This window comes from Nitrosospira sp. TNL300, assembly GCF_055385915.1.
In genome coordinates, this window is record NZ_AP041005.1 from 608,926 (window position 1) to 625,154 (window position 16,229).

Annotated in this window: 11 protein-coding genes; 8 read left to right on the top strand and 3 right to left on the bottom strand. The window is 50.7% G+C overall.

From position 1 onward, the window contains the following. Positions 1-365 precede the first annotated feature (365 nt). The 5 genes from ACZ5BW_RS02725 (at position 366) to ACZ5BW_RS02745 (ending at position 5,297) form a co-directional block, all read left to right on the top strand. The gene (locus ACZ5BW_RS02725) at positions 366-569 is read left to right on the top strand and encodes a hypothetical protein (RefSeq protein ID WP_464542282.1); all 204 of its coding nucleotides are present in this window, start codon (positions 366-368) and stop codon (positions 567-569) included. Between the two features lie 34 nt (positions 570-603). Continuing rightward, a complete protein-coding gene (locus ACZ5BW_RS02730; RefSeq protein WP_464542284.1) occupies positions 604-1,035 on the top strand; it encodes a hypothetical protein in 432 nt (143 codons plus the stop codon). 229 nt (positions 1,036-1,264) lie between these two features. Further along, a complete protein-coding gene (locus tag ACZ5BW_RS02735) occupies positions 1,265-2,569 on the top strand; it encodes a hypothetical protein (protein ID WP_464542286.1) in 1,305 nt (434 codons plus the stop codon). Positions 2,570-2,580: 11 nt separating this feature from the next. Beyond that, on the top strand, positions 2,581-4,095 hold the full coding sequence (locus ACZ5BW_RS02740) for a Dyp-type peroxidase (RefSeq protein ID WP_464542288.1): 1,515 nt from the start codon (positions 2,581-2,583) through the stop codon (positions 4,093-4,095). Continuing rightward, positions 4,092-5,297, top strand: coding sequence for a catalase family protein (locus ACZ5BW_RS02745; RefSeq protein WP_464542290.1), 1,206 nt, complete (start codon positions 4,092-4,094; stop codon positions 5,295-5,297). Before ACZ5BW_RS02740 ends, ACZ5BW_RS02745 begins: the two co-directional genes overlap by 4 nt. Positions 5,298-5,512: 215 nt before the next feature. Here ACZ5BW_RS02745 and ACZ5BW_RS02750 read toward each other — a convergent pair whose 3' ends face one another. Together ACZ5BW_RS02750 and ACZ5BW_RS02755 are read right to left on the bottom strand one after the other, a co-directional pair. Then, a complete protein-coding gene (locus ACZ5BW_RS02750; RefSeq protein WP_464542292.1) occupies positions 5,513-7,177 on the bottom strand; it encodes a lipoxygenase family protein in 1,665 nt (554 codons plus the stop codon). Positions 7,178-7,250: 73 nt separating this feature from the next. Continuing rightward, positions 7,251-8,846 (bottom strand): peroxidase family protein, encoded by a 1,596-nt coding sequence (locus ACZ5BW_RS02755; RefSeq protein ID WP_464542294.1) that lies wholly within the window; start codon positions 8,844-8,846, stop codon positions 7,251-7,253. A gap of 369 nt (positions 8,847-9,215) precedes the next feature. On the opposite strand from ACZ5BW_RS02755, the gene ACZ5BW_RS02760 reads away from it, so the two are divergent. From ACZ5BW_RS02760 to ACZ5BW_RS02770, 3 genes are all read left to right on the top strand, one after another. Beyond that, entirely contained in the window at positions 9,216-11,312 is a 2,097-nt protein-coding gene (locus tag ACZ5BW_RS02760) for a S8 family peptidase (RefSeq protein WP_464542296.1), read from the top strand. Between the two features lie 37 nt (positions 11,313-11,349). Further along, positions 11,350-12,657 (top strand): alpha/beta fold hydrolase, encoded by a 1,308-nt coding sequence (locus ACZ5BW_RS02765; RefSeq protein ID WP_464542298.1) that lies wholly within the window; start codon positions 11,350-11,352, stop codon positions 12,655-12,657. Between the two features lie 704 nt (positions 12,658-13,361). Further along, positions 13,362-14,675 carry an IS5 family transposase gene (locus ACZ5BW_RS02770; RefSeq protein ID WP_464540822.1) on the top strand — a complete coding sequence of 438 codons (1,314 nt, stop codon included), beginning with the start codon at positions 13,362-13,364 and terminating at the stop codon, positions 14,673-14,675. Positions 14,676-14,881: 206 nt separating this feature from the next. Here ACZ5BW_RS02770 and ACZ5BW_RS02775 read toward each other — a convergent pair whose 3' ends face one another. Beyond that, the gene (locus ACZ5BW_RS02775; protein ID WP_464542300.1) at positions 14,882-15,934 is read right to left on the bottom strand and encodes a PEP-CTERM sorting domain-containing protein; all 1,053 of its coding nucleotides are present in this window, start codon (positions 15,932-15,934) and stop codon (positions 14,882-14,884) included. Positions 15,935-16,229 lie beyond the last annotated feature (295 nt).

Sequence of the window (16,229 nt, forward strand, 5' to 3'; positions counted from 1 at the left end):
ACTCTGAAAACTGTTAATCATTACCCTGGGCGCAACATTCAAGGATCAGCCCATTTTCAACCCCACCTATTTATAGAATATATGGAAGAGTGGGCCTCTACCTTTACTACGGCAGAGAATGAGTAATCTGAAGGAAGAAATGTTAAATGAGGGGTAAAAATCCGTTGAAGGCAGAATCATGCTGCTTACGAAAGGTGAGCAACCATTTTCTTTATGAGACTCCGGACATGGAATTGACTTCGTGTACTCTTAATCCTTGTGATCCGTAGCTTTTAAGGCCGGTTTCGCCAAGGCCAAATGCCAGGATTCAACAAAAGGATGCACATCTGATAAAAATTCACATTGACTATTTGGGGATCGGATATATGATGAAATTAGATGAGGTGTCTGAGTTGGACCGGTTTCTGATGGAGGGGATCAAATCGTCAGTTCTGCTCTTCGAAGAATGGAAGTATGAGGCGGGACTGAGCAACCTGAAAAAACCTTATTCGAGTTTGGAAGGGCCGATACAACGAGTCTACGATGCGACAGGAGCAGCCGGATCGCGCGGGCGGCCTGGCTTGTGTTAATAAAGAATGCGCAACAGGAGATAGGGAGGTAATAATGGCTTACGATATTCAGCAGGTGATCAATATGTCGCAAGAAGATCTCGATAAATTGTTTTCCTCTGGGGAAGTCGGCGAGATACCGGATGGTGAAGCAAGGGGTACCGCTATTATCGCGCCCGGCACGCCTTACAACTATGCGATCGCTCAGGTCATCAATTTTTTTGCCTGGCAGGGGAAGATTTTTGATGCAAAGACAAGTACGTTGAAGAACGAAATTTCACCTTTTGGCTTTCGCGCTATCATCGCCAAGGTGTACAAGGATGATAGCTGGTTCGACCACAAGCCGTGCATTGTTCTCGATTATTCCGAAACATCCACAGTGGCCCAACGGGTCCGTGACGAAATCCGCAAGGTGGCGGACAAGCAATATCTGGGGAAGGTTTACTGGGGCAACAAGCACCTTATAGACTTCTTCCTGCAGTTCTGAGTTATCTGAGCGGTTCCGCCACACTCGGCTTTCAGGCATTCGAGTTGAATGCTTGAGACTTTAAAAACAAGCTTACGATTATACAAGTTTGCGGTTATCGGAACTCTGTCGTTTCATGATGACGTCTGTTTCACTGACAGGCTCAGCTTATACCCCGAAATCTGGCGACAGGAAAGCCGCTGAGCAGAAAAACAAGAAGTCGTATAAATATCTAGTGAGATAAAAAGCCATGACACCTCAATCCAGCTTCATGATTGTTGCGGCTGTACGTGACGGGCAGTTGAAAGACCTGCGCGCCTTACTGGCTTCGATGAATAACCTGCCCGGTCATGCTGACCCTGATAATGAGCTGATTCCATTTGGGAAGTTTGATCGCGTGCACTTTGCGCGTTTCGTGATCATAGAAGCAAGAACCGCACAGGAAATTAGAGAATTCGGTGTAGCGCCAAGACCCTGGCGACCCACACTTGCCTTTCTTGGCGATATTGACGGGGATATACAGACTTTTTTTCTGGAACTGATTGAGCGCGCAGAGCCAGGTCTAAAAAAAATCTTTTCTCATTGCGAAGGTTTTTCTGAAGAAGATCAAGACCTGCTGGGCTGGATGAATGCAAACAATATAAATGCCAGCGCCACCTATGTTAACTGGATTGGTCGAACGGTCAGGCAAATCCATGAAGAAGCAGCGCTACATCGAAGTTTGTCCATCTATCTGCAGAAAACTGCTGACGATGTCGGTCGGGAAAACGTCCGTGCTTTACGGCAAAAGCTGTTGTCTTATGTCGAAATGGAAAAATACAAAGGCAGGCTTACGTTAACCCCGCCAGAACCCACACCCCCCGAATGGAAAATGCGCAATCTTCTGCATATGATCGGGATTCCATTGATCCTGCTTCTTCTATCCCCGCTATTACTGGTTATTGCACTTATCTTTGCGCTACGTTTGAGAATGCTCGAACGCTCTGACCCTGAGCTCTTCATCCGGCCCAGCCGTGAACATTTAAGGGAGCTTACAGTGCAGGAAGATCAGGATGTCACTAATCAGTATAGTGTGTTCGGTGACGTGAAACCCGGTGTGGTCCGCCTGCTGACTTTCAAATTCGTACTCCTGCTGACCGACTATTTTGCCAGGCACATATACAACCATGGATTTCTCGCCCGAATAAAAACGATTCACTTTGCCCGCTGGGTGTTCATGGACAATAACCATAGGGTTTTTTTCGCCAGTAATTATGATGGCAGCCATGAAAGCTATATGGATGATTTTATCAATAAGGTTGGCTGGGGCCTGAATCTTACCTTCACTAATGGTGTCGGCTACCCCACCACCCGGTGGATCATCAAGGAAGGCGCAAACCGGGAGCATGCATTCAAATATACGCAAAGGCGGCATCAAATACCCACGGAGGTTTGGTATAAGGCGTACCCAGGATTGACAGCCGTTGATCTGGCGCGAAACAGTCGTATCCGGCAAGGCGTGGAAATTCGGCAATCCAATGATGCGGAAATCCGTGAATGGCTCAGCCTGATCTGAGGAGCATGGAAATGAAAGAATCAAGCGATTTTGAATTCGATGACCTTCAGGGGCTGCTGCGCTTTGGATATGGGAAGCTGACGGATACCTCTTTCATGTTGCTGAATATCGTAAATGCCGATCTGGCCAAAAAATGGCTGGAGACAGCACCCGTCAGCAACGCCGTTACGCAGGATCCTCCACCAGAAACGGCGCTGCAGATTGCCTTTTCCGTGGAGGGTTTGCGCGCCCTCGGACTGGAGGAATCCGTTGTCGAGGGCTTTTCCGACGAGTTCATCGTTGGTATGACAGGAGATGAAAGCCGTTCCCGCCGCCTGGGTGATGTCGGCAACAATGCGCCGCAACAGTGGAAATGGGGAGGCAATGCGGCGCAGGTGCCGCATGTCCTGTTACTGCTTTACGCCACGCAAGGAGGTATCAACGCCTGGCAAAAAACCATAGAAGGTGAATATTTCTCCAGCGCATTTCAGTTGCTGCAGGAACTGCCTACGCTTCATATCGGTGACATCGAGCCTTTCGGATTCCCGGATAGCGTCAGCCAACCAACCGTGGACTGGATGCAGCGGCAAAGCACGGATACTCACGAGCGCGACCGTTATTCCAACTTGCTGGCTCCTGGAGAAATCGTGCTTGGCTATCGCAATGAATATGGACAGTACACTGCGCGGCCGCTCATCGATTCCCGGAAAGACAAGCTTGCAACCGTGCTGCCCGGCGCCGAGGATGATCCTCCACTGAAGGATTTCGGCCGTAATGGGACATATCTGGTGCTTCGGCAGCTGAGCCAGGATGTTCCCGGCTTTTGGCAGTTTCTTGACAAGGTGGCGGATCACATACCGGAAAAACGCGAGCGACTTGCCGCGGCGATGGTGGGTAGGGAACTCGATGGCACGCCTTTGGTTCCGGCACACATTCCAGGCATCTCGCGCAAAGAATATGAGAACGATTTTACCTACGACCAGGACCCAAAGGGGAACTATTGTCCGCTTGGCGCGCATGTGCGCCGGTCCAATCCGCGTACGGGCGATTTGCCCACGGGTGCCTGTGGTCCCTTAGACCGGTTGATCAAAATACTGGGTTTTGGTCAAAGGCCGGATGAAGATCTGGTCGCCTCTTCCCGTTTTCATCGTTTGCTGCGGCGTGGTCGCTCTTATGGGCCGGCGCTTGCACCGAAAGATGCCATCAAACCCCAGGCACCTGTTGCCGAACGGGGAATACAGTTTATCTGCCTGGTAGGCAACATATCGCGGCAATTCGAATTTGTTCAGAATGCATGGACCATGAACAGTAAATTCGATGGTGTGCAAGATGAAAAAGATCCAATGCTGGGGAATCGCGAACCCTTGATGAGCGGTGAGAGCACTGATCATTTCAATTCTCCCGATCCATCGGGGCCGATGCGGACAATCGGTCATCTGCCGCAGTTTGTTACCACCCTTGGCGGCGGATATTTTTTTATGCCGGGGCTGCGCGCACTCAAATACATTTCCGCCTTACCTGCTAACAGGACTGGTAGCCCATCATGACGAAGATAAAGAACCGGATACTGAAGGCTATTCACAATTTTCTGATTTTGCTGCTTCGGATCGAGCGCCGGCTGGAACCCTGGTTCCGCGCACAGTGGGACTATCTCTTCCGCGAACCCAGCGCGAAGTTTATTCAGTATTTGATCAATCGCCGGCGCAAGAACGAAGGTTTGCAGCTGGCTGAAGAAAAATTCTATCCGGATGAAGAAGAAAGCCTGAACAAGATTATCGACCTCATGAAGGATCAGATGCGCGGGCGTTTCAAACCGGGAGGGTACGAGCGGGGCGGCAATACAAAAACGCACGGCATTGTGCGTGCCACGGTAACCATACGGGACGACTTGCCGGAACATTGCCGCAAGGGTATTTTTGCCAATCCCCGCACCTATCCTGCCTATGTGCGTTATTCAGGGCCAGGACCGAACGTGCCTGCGGATATCAATGATGTCGGTTTCATGAGCATGGCGGTGAAACTCATGGGTGTTCCGGGCGAAAAGCTCATGAGCGAGGAGAAATTCACGCAGGATTTCATAACGACCAGTGGTGGCGCGACGTTCGTCACACCCAACACGCGGGAAAATGCCAAGCTGCAATACTGGAGCCTGGTGGATATGACACTTTATTATTTTCTCAATCCCAAGGATTCCCACCTGCTTGACTTCTTCATGCAGAGCCTGTGGAATGAAACTCAATATAATCCGTTGGGGCGGCGTTACTGGAGCTGCACTCCCTATCTGCTGGGTGAAGGACAGGCCATGATGTATTCATTCGTGCCGAAAACGACAGATGTTGAAACCCATATTCCCGGCCTGCCATTTGGCACTCCGCCGTTTAATTATCTGCGGGAGAACATGATCAAGACCTTGAATGAGAAGGATGTCGAGTTTGATCTTATGATTCAACTCCAGACAGACCCTCATCTGATGCCTATTGAAGATAGTTCGGTACGCTGGCCGGAACAGCTTTCCCCGTTTATTCCCGCTGCCACAGTTCATATCCCGAAACAGAAATTTGATTCCGATGCGCAGTTTGAGTTTGCCAAGCGGCTGAAAATGAATCCGTGGCATTGCCTGCCTGAACACAGGCCATTAGGCAACCTGAATCGGGCACGCTTCAGAATGTACTACGAGCTATCCAAATTCCGGCAGGAGATGAATGAAACCACCCATCTGGAACCAACCGGGGATGAGATATTCGATTAATGATCCGGCCAGAAAACACCATGAATCTCGTCATTCCGGGCCTGAGTCGAATCCCGCAAACCGGAATCCAGCCAAACCAGTAATGGCGTGCTTTGAACATTAATGATACCGGCTTCCGCCGGTATGACGTTTGTACTGCTTGCTCGCCGAATCAATAGTTGTGGTAGTTCAGGATTAATCTGACAGTTGGGTCCCGCTGTAATTTCACCCTCCCATTAAATGGTTACACCGTTCGGAATGAATCTTGGATTCATGCGATCATAGGCAAAAGAACGTCTGCTGTTTCTTTGGTCGATTTCCTCTTCTATTTCTTCCAGCCTGTCCCCAAACCGCTCTATCACTTCGTGTGCTTCAGAATCGAATTGCTGTAAGTTGTACTGACCGATCGAGTTGACACGAAAATTCGTCAGGAAATAGGTCCAGGTTTGCGAATAAGCAGCTCGAAACGCCGGCTGAAATTTCAATAATCCAGCTGCATCAATTTCAGCCTTTTTTCCAGCCGGAGGCGGCGCATAAGCCGAATGCGGCATATTGGGAACGAATCCCGGATATTTGTATTGGTTGAAGTGAATGCAGGAATGAAAAGCAGTGCATAGGAAAATGATATGACCGAGAGTCTCGCTCAGCTCTTGCCTGGATCCGAACCTGGCAGGAAACCCGGGAATCCTGCCGCGATCCTGTGCACTGATATCATGGGCCCATGCCTGAATTTCATGGTCGTCAGTAACATCCGCTTCAGATTTGTAATATAAATCGACATATTCTTTGCAAAAGCCTTGAATCGCATTCCACAGCAAAATGCCGTCATCGCGATAGGGATAAAAAAGATCAGGATTATCGACTTCCCGCTTCGCAATATCATCAGGGAAGGCAGATTCCTTAAAATTAAAGCTTGTCATGCCATTGGCCATGCACTGCGTCATCGAGTCATAGTCTCCGGCAAACAACTCACCGTACCGGCCGGGCCGTCCTTTCCGGTCTTTCAGGAAAGTGTGCTGGTGATTGACATTGAGCGTATGTTGAAGATGCGGATTTAATAGAACATAAAGCGGGTGAGATTTATAAAGTTGTCTTCGTGAAGCCATGATAATGGCTTCCATCACGTAATGAATGCGGGTCGCATGGGTATACAGGATGTGATGGTTGCCATCTGCGACCTGGGCGAACGTTTTTGCTGCCAGCCAGAGATTGCCGTCTTTTGACGTATAGATTGGATTATCGGGCCTGGCATCCTGGTATAGCTGGATGGCAATCGGCCGCAGCATGCCATCCGACTGCAGGAACAACACGACGATCGGAGTCGTGACATATTGTTTTTGCCCGCCGTCGATATACCCCGGGTTTGACTGCAATACATCCAGGACTGCATAGTCCAGGACGTATAGGCGTTTTTGCTCGGTGGCAGCCATATAGTCGATCTCATCAATCTGCTCTTCAAAAATTTGTCGTATCTCAGGTTCCGGCAGCTTTCCCGGTAGAGGATTCTGACGGGTTACAGCGCGCAACATCACAGGATTTACGCCAATGACGCGCTGCAGGCCAAATACCAGGTCTTGCTGGAAGCTATCGACGAGATCGGGGTTTGGAGGACTCGCCGGAAAAAAAACATAATTCCGATAACTTCCCATCGGTCTGCCGAGCAGATAGCGCAAAAAAGTAACCGACAGGCTGGGTAAACTTGGAATCAGCCGTAAAAGATTCATCCCCCCACGGAGCCAGTATCCAATGCCGGGTATCTCCCGCCATGGCAGTTTACGCACGACTGCAATAGTATTGGCATACTCATAGGCGTATTGATACTCAGCTTGCCTCTGAAGAAGATAATTCTTCCGATCTTCTTTACCTGTATTTTCTTCATTCTGCGGTAGCTTGTTCGACACGAGGCACTCCTTTGTAAAAATAAGGTTCTCGCCTGGTTTCCATAGCTTTTCTATGTGCCCTATCTTTCACTGATCACTGGACAGATGTATTAAAGCTTGCAACGACCGTATCGCTATCCTTTACATTACGTTTGACGATATCCGCAAGCGAGCTTGTCTCTTCAATAACGGATTGTCCAACCCTTGAAAATGTCTTTTCATTATGTACATAGATCGATACAAGCGGGTTTGTCAGCGCATGGGTAAACGCATCGTACCCCACCATCCGTACCATAAGGCGTCCAAGACTGAAGCCTTCATCATGATCTTCGGCAAATATGCCAACCTGCCACTCCAGATCGTCGATCCGGTCTTTATAGAGATCCTTCAGTTCCCGCTGTAGTTCGCTGTCCTCCGTCAATTCCTCGAAACTCCGCAAGCGGGGCATGTTGAACGCCTCGCGATAGTCGTTGAAGGGACGCAGCCTGGCCTGACGTCCCATTGCGATGGAGCGCTCCATGACGCTTCGATTATCGTCACCAACGGGCAGCGGATAGAAAAAGTAACTATGTGTATTGTGAAGACCAATACGGCCTGCTCTTTGCATCGATGCAGCCGTTACCAGCTTTCCGATGCCATGCTGAATTGCCAGCGGAGTATTGTTACGAAACTCATCCAGCGGGTATGACTTGCTGCCGACCCTGTAACTTTCCGGGACCATGGAATGCCACCGGTACAGGAGGTTGAATTCCAGGGAGATCCAGTTGGTGCGGTACCAGCGCTGCTTTTCCGCCAGATCAGGGGAGGGGTCGAGGGTAAAACCAAACTGTGTAAAGCGCGAGACGTAATCCGCCAGAACCACTTTGATCAGCAGCACAACCATGATGTTTCTTGCCGTCTGAAACAGGCGTTCATCATCCCATGTTGGGTAAGCTTCTTTTAACAGATCACAAATCCGGTTGTGTTCACGCAGCATCACCGTATTCATTATGGTGTAACCAACCGACGAGTTGCCGTTCTCCAGTCCGGTGGCAAGCATGCGTTTCAACCGTTCCTCGGGGACATTGCTAAAAACAAAATCCAGGACCTCGCGGGGGTGCAGCTTCTCGAATTCTTTATCTGCGAACACCCAGTTGCCCGTGGTCGTCTCCTCCACGTTAAAAAGGTAGGGAGGAAAAATTTCTCCACCGATAATCTGGTACTTCAGCTTCCCATCTTTTTTCAGCCGTAAATAATGCGTAATTTCTTCCCGCAAACCATAGACCTGGCAAAGATCGATTTCATGGTTCGATGTATTTTTCCGGCGATCGCGAAAATCCGTCCTGAGAAAACTATCGGTAAACCACTGGGCAAAGAAAGCAAACAGTATGCTTGTATCGACCGAGGGTATTTCTTTGTTCTCTTTTCTTCGCCATAAATCAACGACTCTTTCCATGTCCGGTAGATTCTGATCTCCTTCCGCCTCCTGCAGATGCCGTCCGGTAAACGACTTGTCGGTCAATGATTGCCACGTCGTATAGGATGAAGCCAGCGAGAACGGCCGGGGCCGAGGGTTTGTGGAGTAGGCTTGCCAATTGATAAAAGCGTCACTGATAAATCGCCGTAACCATGTTATCCGCGAAACAATTCTGACGAGCCAGGGAAATCTGTTCGCAATCCGAAACAGGATCGGAAAAAAAAACTCATACATAATCTCATACCCCTTCTTTGCGTATGCGGCAAATCATAGCGAATCCCATATTCTTGTTTTTCAGAACGGCGGTGTCTGCACGGATAGAGATCGGCAAGCCAGCGATGCTGTCCACGGAGAGTGGATGAATTGCTCATTTTTTGACCCTGTCAACGTACATGCTCAATGGCTGCTTTTCGCCGCCGGGCTGGAACAGGAAATCCCGCGAACCGCACAAAAACATGCTTTGTCATAAATATCGTCAATTCACAATAGTTCATAAAAAAGGGAACGTCAAAACCGGTGCTCTGCTCTGTTGTAAAAACTTAAAAATAGCCTAATATCAGAATGCGAACGCAACGTTATCCTGGTTCATGACAAGAGGTCGCAATGTCCCCTTCCCACCAGCCCCCGGAAAGTCAGCCCACTGTCAAAGTTTTTGACCCGCTGGAGCTTGACCGCTCCGTGATTGCTATTCCTCTTCTGCGGCAGATGGAGGAGGAATTAAGAGGAATTGAAGCTTTTCGGGCTGCGCATCCGTTCCCCGAAAACGGAGAATTCAATACGCTGATCGAATACAACAGAGAATTCGATGGAAAGCCGGAGGAGATGCGGGAGTTGGTCGTCAAGATGGCCGAAGAGGCGGCAGCGAAGGCATTGGAAGCATCGAAAAAACGGGTCGAAGAGAGCAGGGAGATGGCCCCAGGGGGAACAGAGGGCACGCCGGTGGACGGTGGCTCGACAAGGAGCCGGGCTGATATTTACGGAAATCTTTTTTTGATGGAGCAGCGGCGCCACAAGGATCTTGAAGAAGCGATCAGGACTCAGAAAATCGGGCCGGTCTCGGAGGATGGCGTCTATAGCTTTGCCAGCTTGCACGCAACCATAATACGGCGAATATCAGCCGCAAACGAACGGCTGTCACAGGTTGAGGAAGCTTCAAAGAAACCTCCTATCCTTCGGATCCACCCTACACGTTACGAAGTCATCATCGATATCAATCTCGAATATCCGGGTGGGCGGGAAGAAGCCCGGCGCTGGATTTACCAGAATATCGAAGAGGCCAAGAACAAAGCGAAAGTGTACGACGCGGGCCAGGATGTTCATCTCAAGAAGGAACAGCGCGAAAGCGGCTACATGTTCGCCTGCCTGGAAGCCCGTACCATCAAGGCGCTCATCGAGCTCGATGTTGCCCAGGCAAAGGCGAAGGCTCGCGAGGCTCAGGAAAAAGTGCGGGATACGAGCCATGAAGCGAGGGCTCGTGCAGCAAAAATCAACCCGGCCAAATTTCGCGCCATCTTCCGCATATGGCCGGATTTCGAGATTTCTGCCTCCATCACCCACTCCATCGCCACGATAAAAGCCGATGCGGCGCAAAATTCTTTTTCCGCGCGGGGCGCCGGAATCACCTGGGCAGTGATGGATTCAGGAATAAAGCAGGATCATGGACACTTTCGCAAACACAACAACGTCGATAAAAACTCCACATGGCATAAAGACTTTACGGCTGACGGCAGTGGCCCGTTCGACGATGAGAATGGACATGGGACGCATGTGGCAGGCATCATTGCCGGCGAATGGCGTCCGGCCGGTGCGCCAGGAGGAACAGAAGGGGCTGCGCCAGCGGATGCTTCCCCTCCGGCGGGCGATTCCGCCGCATCCTCCCGAATTCCTGTAGCGGTTTCCCGTTACCTGAAAACGGGTTCCGAAGATGTCGAATACCAGCAGATAAAACTTGTGGATGGCATCAGCGGAATGGCGCCGCGCTGCAAGCTGATAAGCCTGCGGGTGCTGGACGAAAACGGAAAAGGGAGCGTGAGCAATCTCATCGCGGCCATCGCCCACGTGCAGGAGATCAACGGTTACGGCCGAAAGCTTCTGATCCACGGGGTCAACATGAGCCTGGGATATACCTTTGAGCCCGAATGGTTCGCCTGTGGCCAGAGCCCGCTCTGCGTCGAGGTTGACCGGCTGGTAAAAACCGGCGTCGTGGTCGTGGTCGCCGCAGGCAATACAGGTTACGGCACATTGAAGGCCTCCACAGGTGCGCTCTCGGCAGGAATGGCGCTGACCATCAATGATCCCGGCAATGCGGATCTCGCCATTACGGTGGGTTCGACTCATCGCGACATGCCGCATGTTTACGGGGTTTCCTACTTTTCCTCGAAAGGGCCGACGGGCGACGGCCGTATCAAGCCGGACCTCGTCGCGCCCGGCGAAAAAATCATCTCATGCGCCACGGGCCAGTTAAAAAGTGAGGGCGCGCAGGGCATCGAGTGCGACTACGTCGAAACCAGCGGCACGAGTATGGCGGCTCCCCATGTCAGCGGTGCGATCGCAGCGTTTCTCTCGGTGCGAACCGAGTTCATCGGCAAGGCAGAACGTGTTAAAGAGATTTTCGTTGATACGGCTACTGACCTGCGGCGCGACCGCTACTTCCAGGGCACTGGCCTTATTGATCTGATGCGCGCTATTCAGTCGGTGTGATTTTGAAAGTATAAAAAGAGAAAAAAGGAGCACAGTCATGGATGAAATCGCGGGAATTCCTTATGTGGAAGCAAGCTTCGACAAGAACGGTCAAGGTCCTGAAAAGGAGGTCGTTCTGCCTGCCGGTGTGACTGACCTTATCATCATGTCGCACGGGTGGAACAACAACAAGTCCAAGGCAGAAGATCTATATAACAGCTTTTTTGCAAGTTTTGCCGCTGCCGCACAGCCAAACGATTTGTCCGGGCGAAAGCTTGTCATTCTGGGGGTATTCTGGCCATCCAGGGAATACGATACGTCTGTTGCCGTTTCGGGTACTCCTGCCACTGAAGGAGGTGGCGCAGCTCTCGGTGATGGAAACGGCGATTCGATCAAGCGGTTGGAAGAAAAACTGGATGACATGAAAGAAATTTTCACGGAGACGGAGCAGAAGAAACTTCTTGATGAGGCGAAAGCATTGCTTCCGGATCTCGAGGAAAAAGCCTCGGTCCGGGATCAATTTGTGAACAAAATGCGCTCCCTGCTCGATCCGAGCGCTGCAGGCAAAGAGGATGCGTCCAATACCTTCTTCAAGGATGACGGCAACGAACTGATGAAAAACCTGAAGGCCGAGGAAGAGGATTTGGGCGAGGATGTCGCGGGAGGCGGAGCAGCGTTGCCGCTCGGGGTGAGCGCCCCCGCGCCGGCAGAAGGCGGAGCGGCGGGACTGGTAGAGATTCTTTCCGGATTCAAGGCAGCTGCCATAAATCTGCTCAACTATACCACCTACTATGAGATGAAGACGCGATCGGGAACCGTTGGCAAGAACGGGGTTGCCCCGGTGATCGACAAACTTGCCTCGCAGGTCGAACGTATCCATCTGATCGGGCACAGCTTCGGCTGCCGCGTTGTCACTTCGGCGGCACTCAACTCGAAAACCGACAAGATAAAAAGCATGATACTCATCCAGGCGGCCTTCTCCCAGAACGGATTTTCAAGGATTGAACAGGGATTTTACCGGGCGGTCGTGGATAATCATCGAGTCAAGGGCGCGGTCCTTATCACGCATACGTCCAATGATAGAGCGGTAGGTCTGGCATATCCGCTTGCATCTCGCATCAGCGGCGATAAAACCATGGCGTTTGGCGATAAGGATGACCTGTTTGGAGCGATGGGCCGCAATGGAGCGCAGAAAATGGAGCAGGGCGAAGCCGTCGAAGGCAAGCTGCTCCCCGCGGGTGGTGCCTATGTTTTCAAGGCCGATACCTATTTCAATCTGGAAGCCAGCGATTTCATCAAGAACCACAACGACATAAAAGGGAAGGAAGTTGGCTACATGGTGCGCAGAGCCGTCGCAATCGCATAATGGGCTAATCGCCAAGCAGAGCCCGACCTGCCAGGATCATTATTTTCGGGAAAGCCGGGTCTGGATAGTAGTGGTTTGGAATTAGCATGGAATCGGTGATGCGTGACCTATCGTCATTTCCGCGAAAGCGAGAATCCATTGATTCATAATTCATAATATTATTGCCTTGAAAAAAACTGGATACCCGCTTTCGCGGGTATGACGACGTCTTGATGGGTCCGATGCCGGAACTCCTCACTCCGGCGCTCGTGGATGGGGAATCCAGGATGTAATCCATGGAAGAACTGAAAGAAGTTGACAAATGAAGCTTTAAGTCTGAACTACTACAATTTTATATAGGTGAAGGCAAATTCACCAAGTACCTAACTGGAGCAGTCAGGAAGAAATCATTGCAGCATCATTTGCTCAGTTTGCGCTGGCGGCTTACATACCAGCAACCTTGCCGCCACAACAGTAACACTTTACCCTCACCAAACCCGCCCCGAGCGGGTTTTTGTTCTCTGCTATATTGAAATGGCAGGGTAGACAGCTCCCTGCATCCTTGCACTCCCTTTTCAAACCCGCTTCGGCAGGTTTTTTATTTCCATACGTTAGTCGCTCCTGAAATACGGCCTAATCCTTATAGATATTAGCATTGAGGGGTATACAACGGCTGATGGAATTGCCAGAATTGGGAATATTTTCCCTGGATTTCTGGTGAATTCATGAAGCCGAAGAAGCAAGAGAGGCCTGCGTGTGATGACATGTTTCGCCTGCGTTTGCAACACATACTCGATCAACGGCATGCGTTGTATCGGCTGGCGGAGAAGATTGACTGGAATGCAGCAGAAGCGCGCTTTGGCAGGCTGTATGCCGAGGAAGGGCGTCCTGGTATTGCGATCCGGCTCATGGTGGGATTGCACTACCTCAAACACGCCTTTAACGAATCGGATGAAAGCGTAGTGGCACGCTGGGTAGAAAATCCTTATTGGCAATACTTCTGCGGGGAAGAATACTTCCGTCACACCTTGCCGATTGATCCGAGCCAGATGACGCGGTTTCGGCAGCGGATCGGCAAGCAGGGTTGTGAATTCATGCTTGCTCTTACGGTTAAGGCCGGACTTGAAACCAGGACCGTATCCAGAGCCTCGCTGGCCGTGGTAAATGTGGACACCACAGTGCAAGACAAAGCCATTGCATTTCCGACCGATGCCAGGCTCTACCACAAAGCCAGAGGCGCGTTGGTGAGAATGGCCAAAGGTATGGGCATTGGGCTTCGTCAGAGCTATGAGCGCTTATCCAAAGTAGCGCTAGCCAAACATGGGCGCTATGCTCATGCCCGGCAGATGCAGCGCGCCAAACGTGAACAGAAGCGGCTCAAGACCTATCTTGGACGAGTGATCCGTGACATCGAACGCAAAGTGGCGGCTGGGCAAATACCAGGGGAACAGGAACAGTCCAAGCTCAAGCGATTGCTGGAGGTTAGCCAGCGTATCCAGGCACAACAACGCCACGACAAAGGCAAGGTGTACAGCGTGCATGCACCCGAAGTCGAATGCATTGCCAAAGGCAAAGCCCACAAGCCTTATGAATTCGGCGTCAAGGTAGGAGTGGTCACCACCAGCAAGGAGAGCTTCGTCATCGGCATGCAAGCCTTACCCGGCAATCCCTATGACGGACACACGCTTAAAGCATCTTTGGCGCAGGCACGGCGGCTGACTGGACGGGTGCCCAGGCAAGTGTACGTGGATCGGGGTTATCGCGGTCATGGCATTGCTTCAGATCGGATAAAGGTATGGGTTGCCGGCGCCAAACGAGGTGTCACGGTACCCATCAGGAAGAAGCTAAAGCGCCGTAATGCCGTGGAGCCCGTAATTGGGCATATGAAAGCCGATGGGCGCCTGGCAAGAAACTTCCTCAAAGGTACAGCAGGTGATGCCATGAATGCTCTCTTGTGCGGTGCTGGGCACAATCTGCGTAAGATTCTGCGCCGAGTGGCCGCTTTTGTACGCCTACATTCTGCAATGCCTGGAACATAAACAAAGTGAACACACCCATCAGTTCCTGATGCTTGTCCGCTAAAAACAGGTTTTTCAGGGACGACTACGTTAAGTATTTAATGGTAGAGTTTCCGTTGTATTGTTAAGCTATCCAATCGTTTCTCTCCTCCAAACAGGGAAGCGATGACAGTAAACTCACCCCCTGGCCCGGCGTTCGTCGGGCCTTTTTGTTGGGGGTCGCTGGATCAGGAACTCCGACGATGACGGCGAGAGAAGATACCCATTATCCCCAAGCCGGTTAATACAAGTGCGAGAGACTCGGGCTCCGGCACCGTGTGGTTATCCTGCAAGGCCGCGATGTTATAGACTGTGCCTTGTGAACTGGTTGCGCTGCCAAGGTTAATAGGATTCCCATTAACATCAAACCCATGGATTTCCAAAATACTTAAGGTATGCGAGAAATCGGATGTGACGCTATAAAGCCCGCCTTCTACTCCGAAGAAGTCTCCCGTGCCGCCTAAACCGAACAGGCTCGGATCCCACAGGTTTAAATCAATAATTGTGTCCGCGGTAAGTTCAAGATGATACGCGGCCTGCCGATCGAGTACTGAAATTGGATTTGTCCATATCTCCGCGGAAATATCGCGAGACTCGCCAAAGCCAGTACTGAACCCGTCCTGGTGCAATAATGCCCAAGACCCCACATTCCCATCTGCTCCAACTTCACGTTGGGCAACGTAAACACCGCCGCCCTGGGTGTTGTCCCGGGCAGGATTACTTTGCGTCGCTCCATCAACAGTACCGTTCAGGTCAAGCTTGAGCTTAATATAAGAAACCCCTTCCGTCCCTACGGTAATGGTATCCGTAATCTGCGCGAAACCATTCGCTGAGAACATGGTAGGCACGCCTTCTGGATTAACGGTTCGAGAATCAAAATCTATCAAATATGGGCTGTTTGAACCGATCAAAACCGGGTCGGAAACAATGATAGAAGCAAGAGCTTTCAAACCTCCGTCGGTAGCTTGAGCGCTGGCATAACCACCGAACATAACAGTCGTTGCATTGCCTTGGGCATTAACTGCCGAGAAATTTGCGGAGTCGTTAATGGAGACCAGACTGCCATCCGCTACAGAATTTATATTATGGGTTACCAAAGCCCCCGAATATGCTTCGGTAGCGTTCCCAAATACCGTTGCGGCATGCGCATAGGATATGAAGGCCGCGTAGGTGAGACTTGGTGTTGTTAAGCCGATAAAAAGACTTCCGATACCGATTACGAACTTATTATTAGATAGCATGGCATCTCCTCTTGTGGTTGGAAATCACTTAACAAGCAAGAGATGTGCCACATACTGATGAGCTTATAGATGAGCTAGAAATTCATACACTTATAAATTCTACTTTCACAAGTATGGGTAATGAAGTGTAAGAATTATCGACGCTTAAATCGCTAGATTCACTCCACCTGTACTCATGTCCGATACCGCCTTTCCCTCAAGTTTGTAAGATGCTAGATGGCCGTTCGGCCGCTATCGCCAATCAACAAACAAGAGGGAATGTTATGAACGACAATCAGGAACATGCTTATCAAAA

Excerpts from the sequence above, each read along its gene's own strand:
- ACZ5BW_RS02725 (WP_464542282.1), top strand. The coding sequence starts at position 366 with ATGATGAAATTAGATGAGGTGTCTGAGTTGGACCGGTTTCTGATGGAG.
- ACZ5BW_RS02775 (WP_464542300.1), bottom strand. The coding sequence starts at position 15,934 with ATGCTATCTAATAATAAGTTCGTAATCGGTATCGGAAGTCTTTTTATC.
- ACZ5BW_RS02765 (WP_464542298.1), top strand. The coding sequence starts at position 11,350 with ATGGATGAAATCGCGGGAATTCCTTATGTGGAAGCAAGCTTCGACAAG.
- ACZ5BW_RS02730 (WP_464542284.1), top strand. The coding sequence starts at position 604 with ATGGCTTACGATATTCAGCAGGTGATCAATATGTCGCAAGAAGATCTC.
- ACZ5BW_RS02735 (WP_464542286.1), top strand. The coding sequence starts at position 1,265 with ATGACACCTCAATCCAGCTTCATGATTGTTGCGGCTGTACGTGACGGG.
- ACZ5BW_RS02745 (WP_464542290.1), top strand. The coding sequence starts at position 4,092 with ATGACGAAGATAAAGAACCGGATACTGAAGGCTATTCACAATTTTCTG.
- ACZ5BW_RS02755 (WP_464542294.1), bottom strand. The coding sequence starts at position 8,846 with ATGTATGAGTTTTTTTTTCCGATCCTGTTTCGGATTGCGAACAGATTT.
- ACZ5BW_RS02740 (WP_464542288.1), top strand. The coding sequence starts at position 2,581 with ATGAAAGAATCAAGCGATTTTGAATTCGATGACCTTCAGGGGCTGCTG.
- ACZ5BW_RS02770 (WP_464540822.1), top strand. The coding sequence starts at position 13,362 with ATGAAGCCGAAGAAGCAAGAGAGGCCTGCGTGTGATGACATGTTTCGC.
- ACZ5BW_RS02760 (WP_464542296.1), top strand. The coding sequence starts at position 9,216 with ATGTCCCCTTCCCACCAGCCCCCGGAAAGTCAGCCCACTGTCAAAGTT.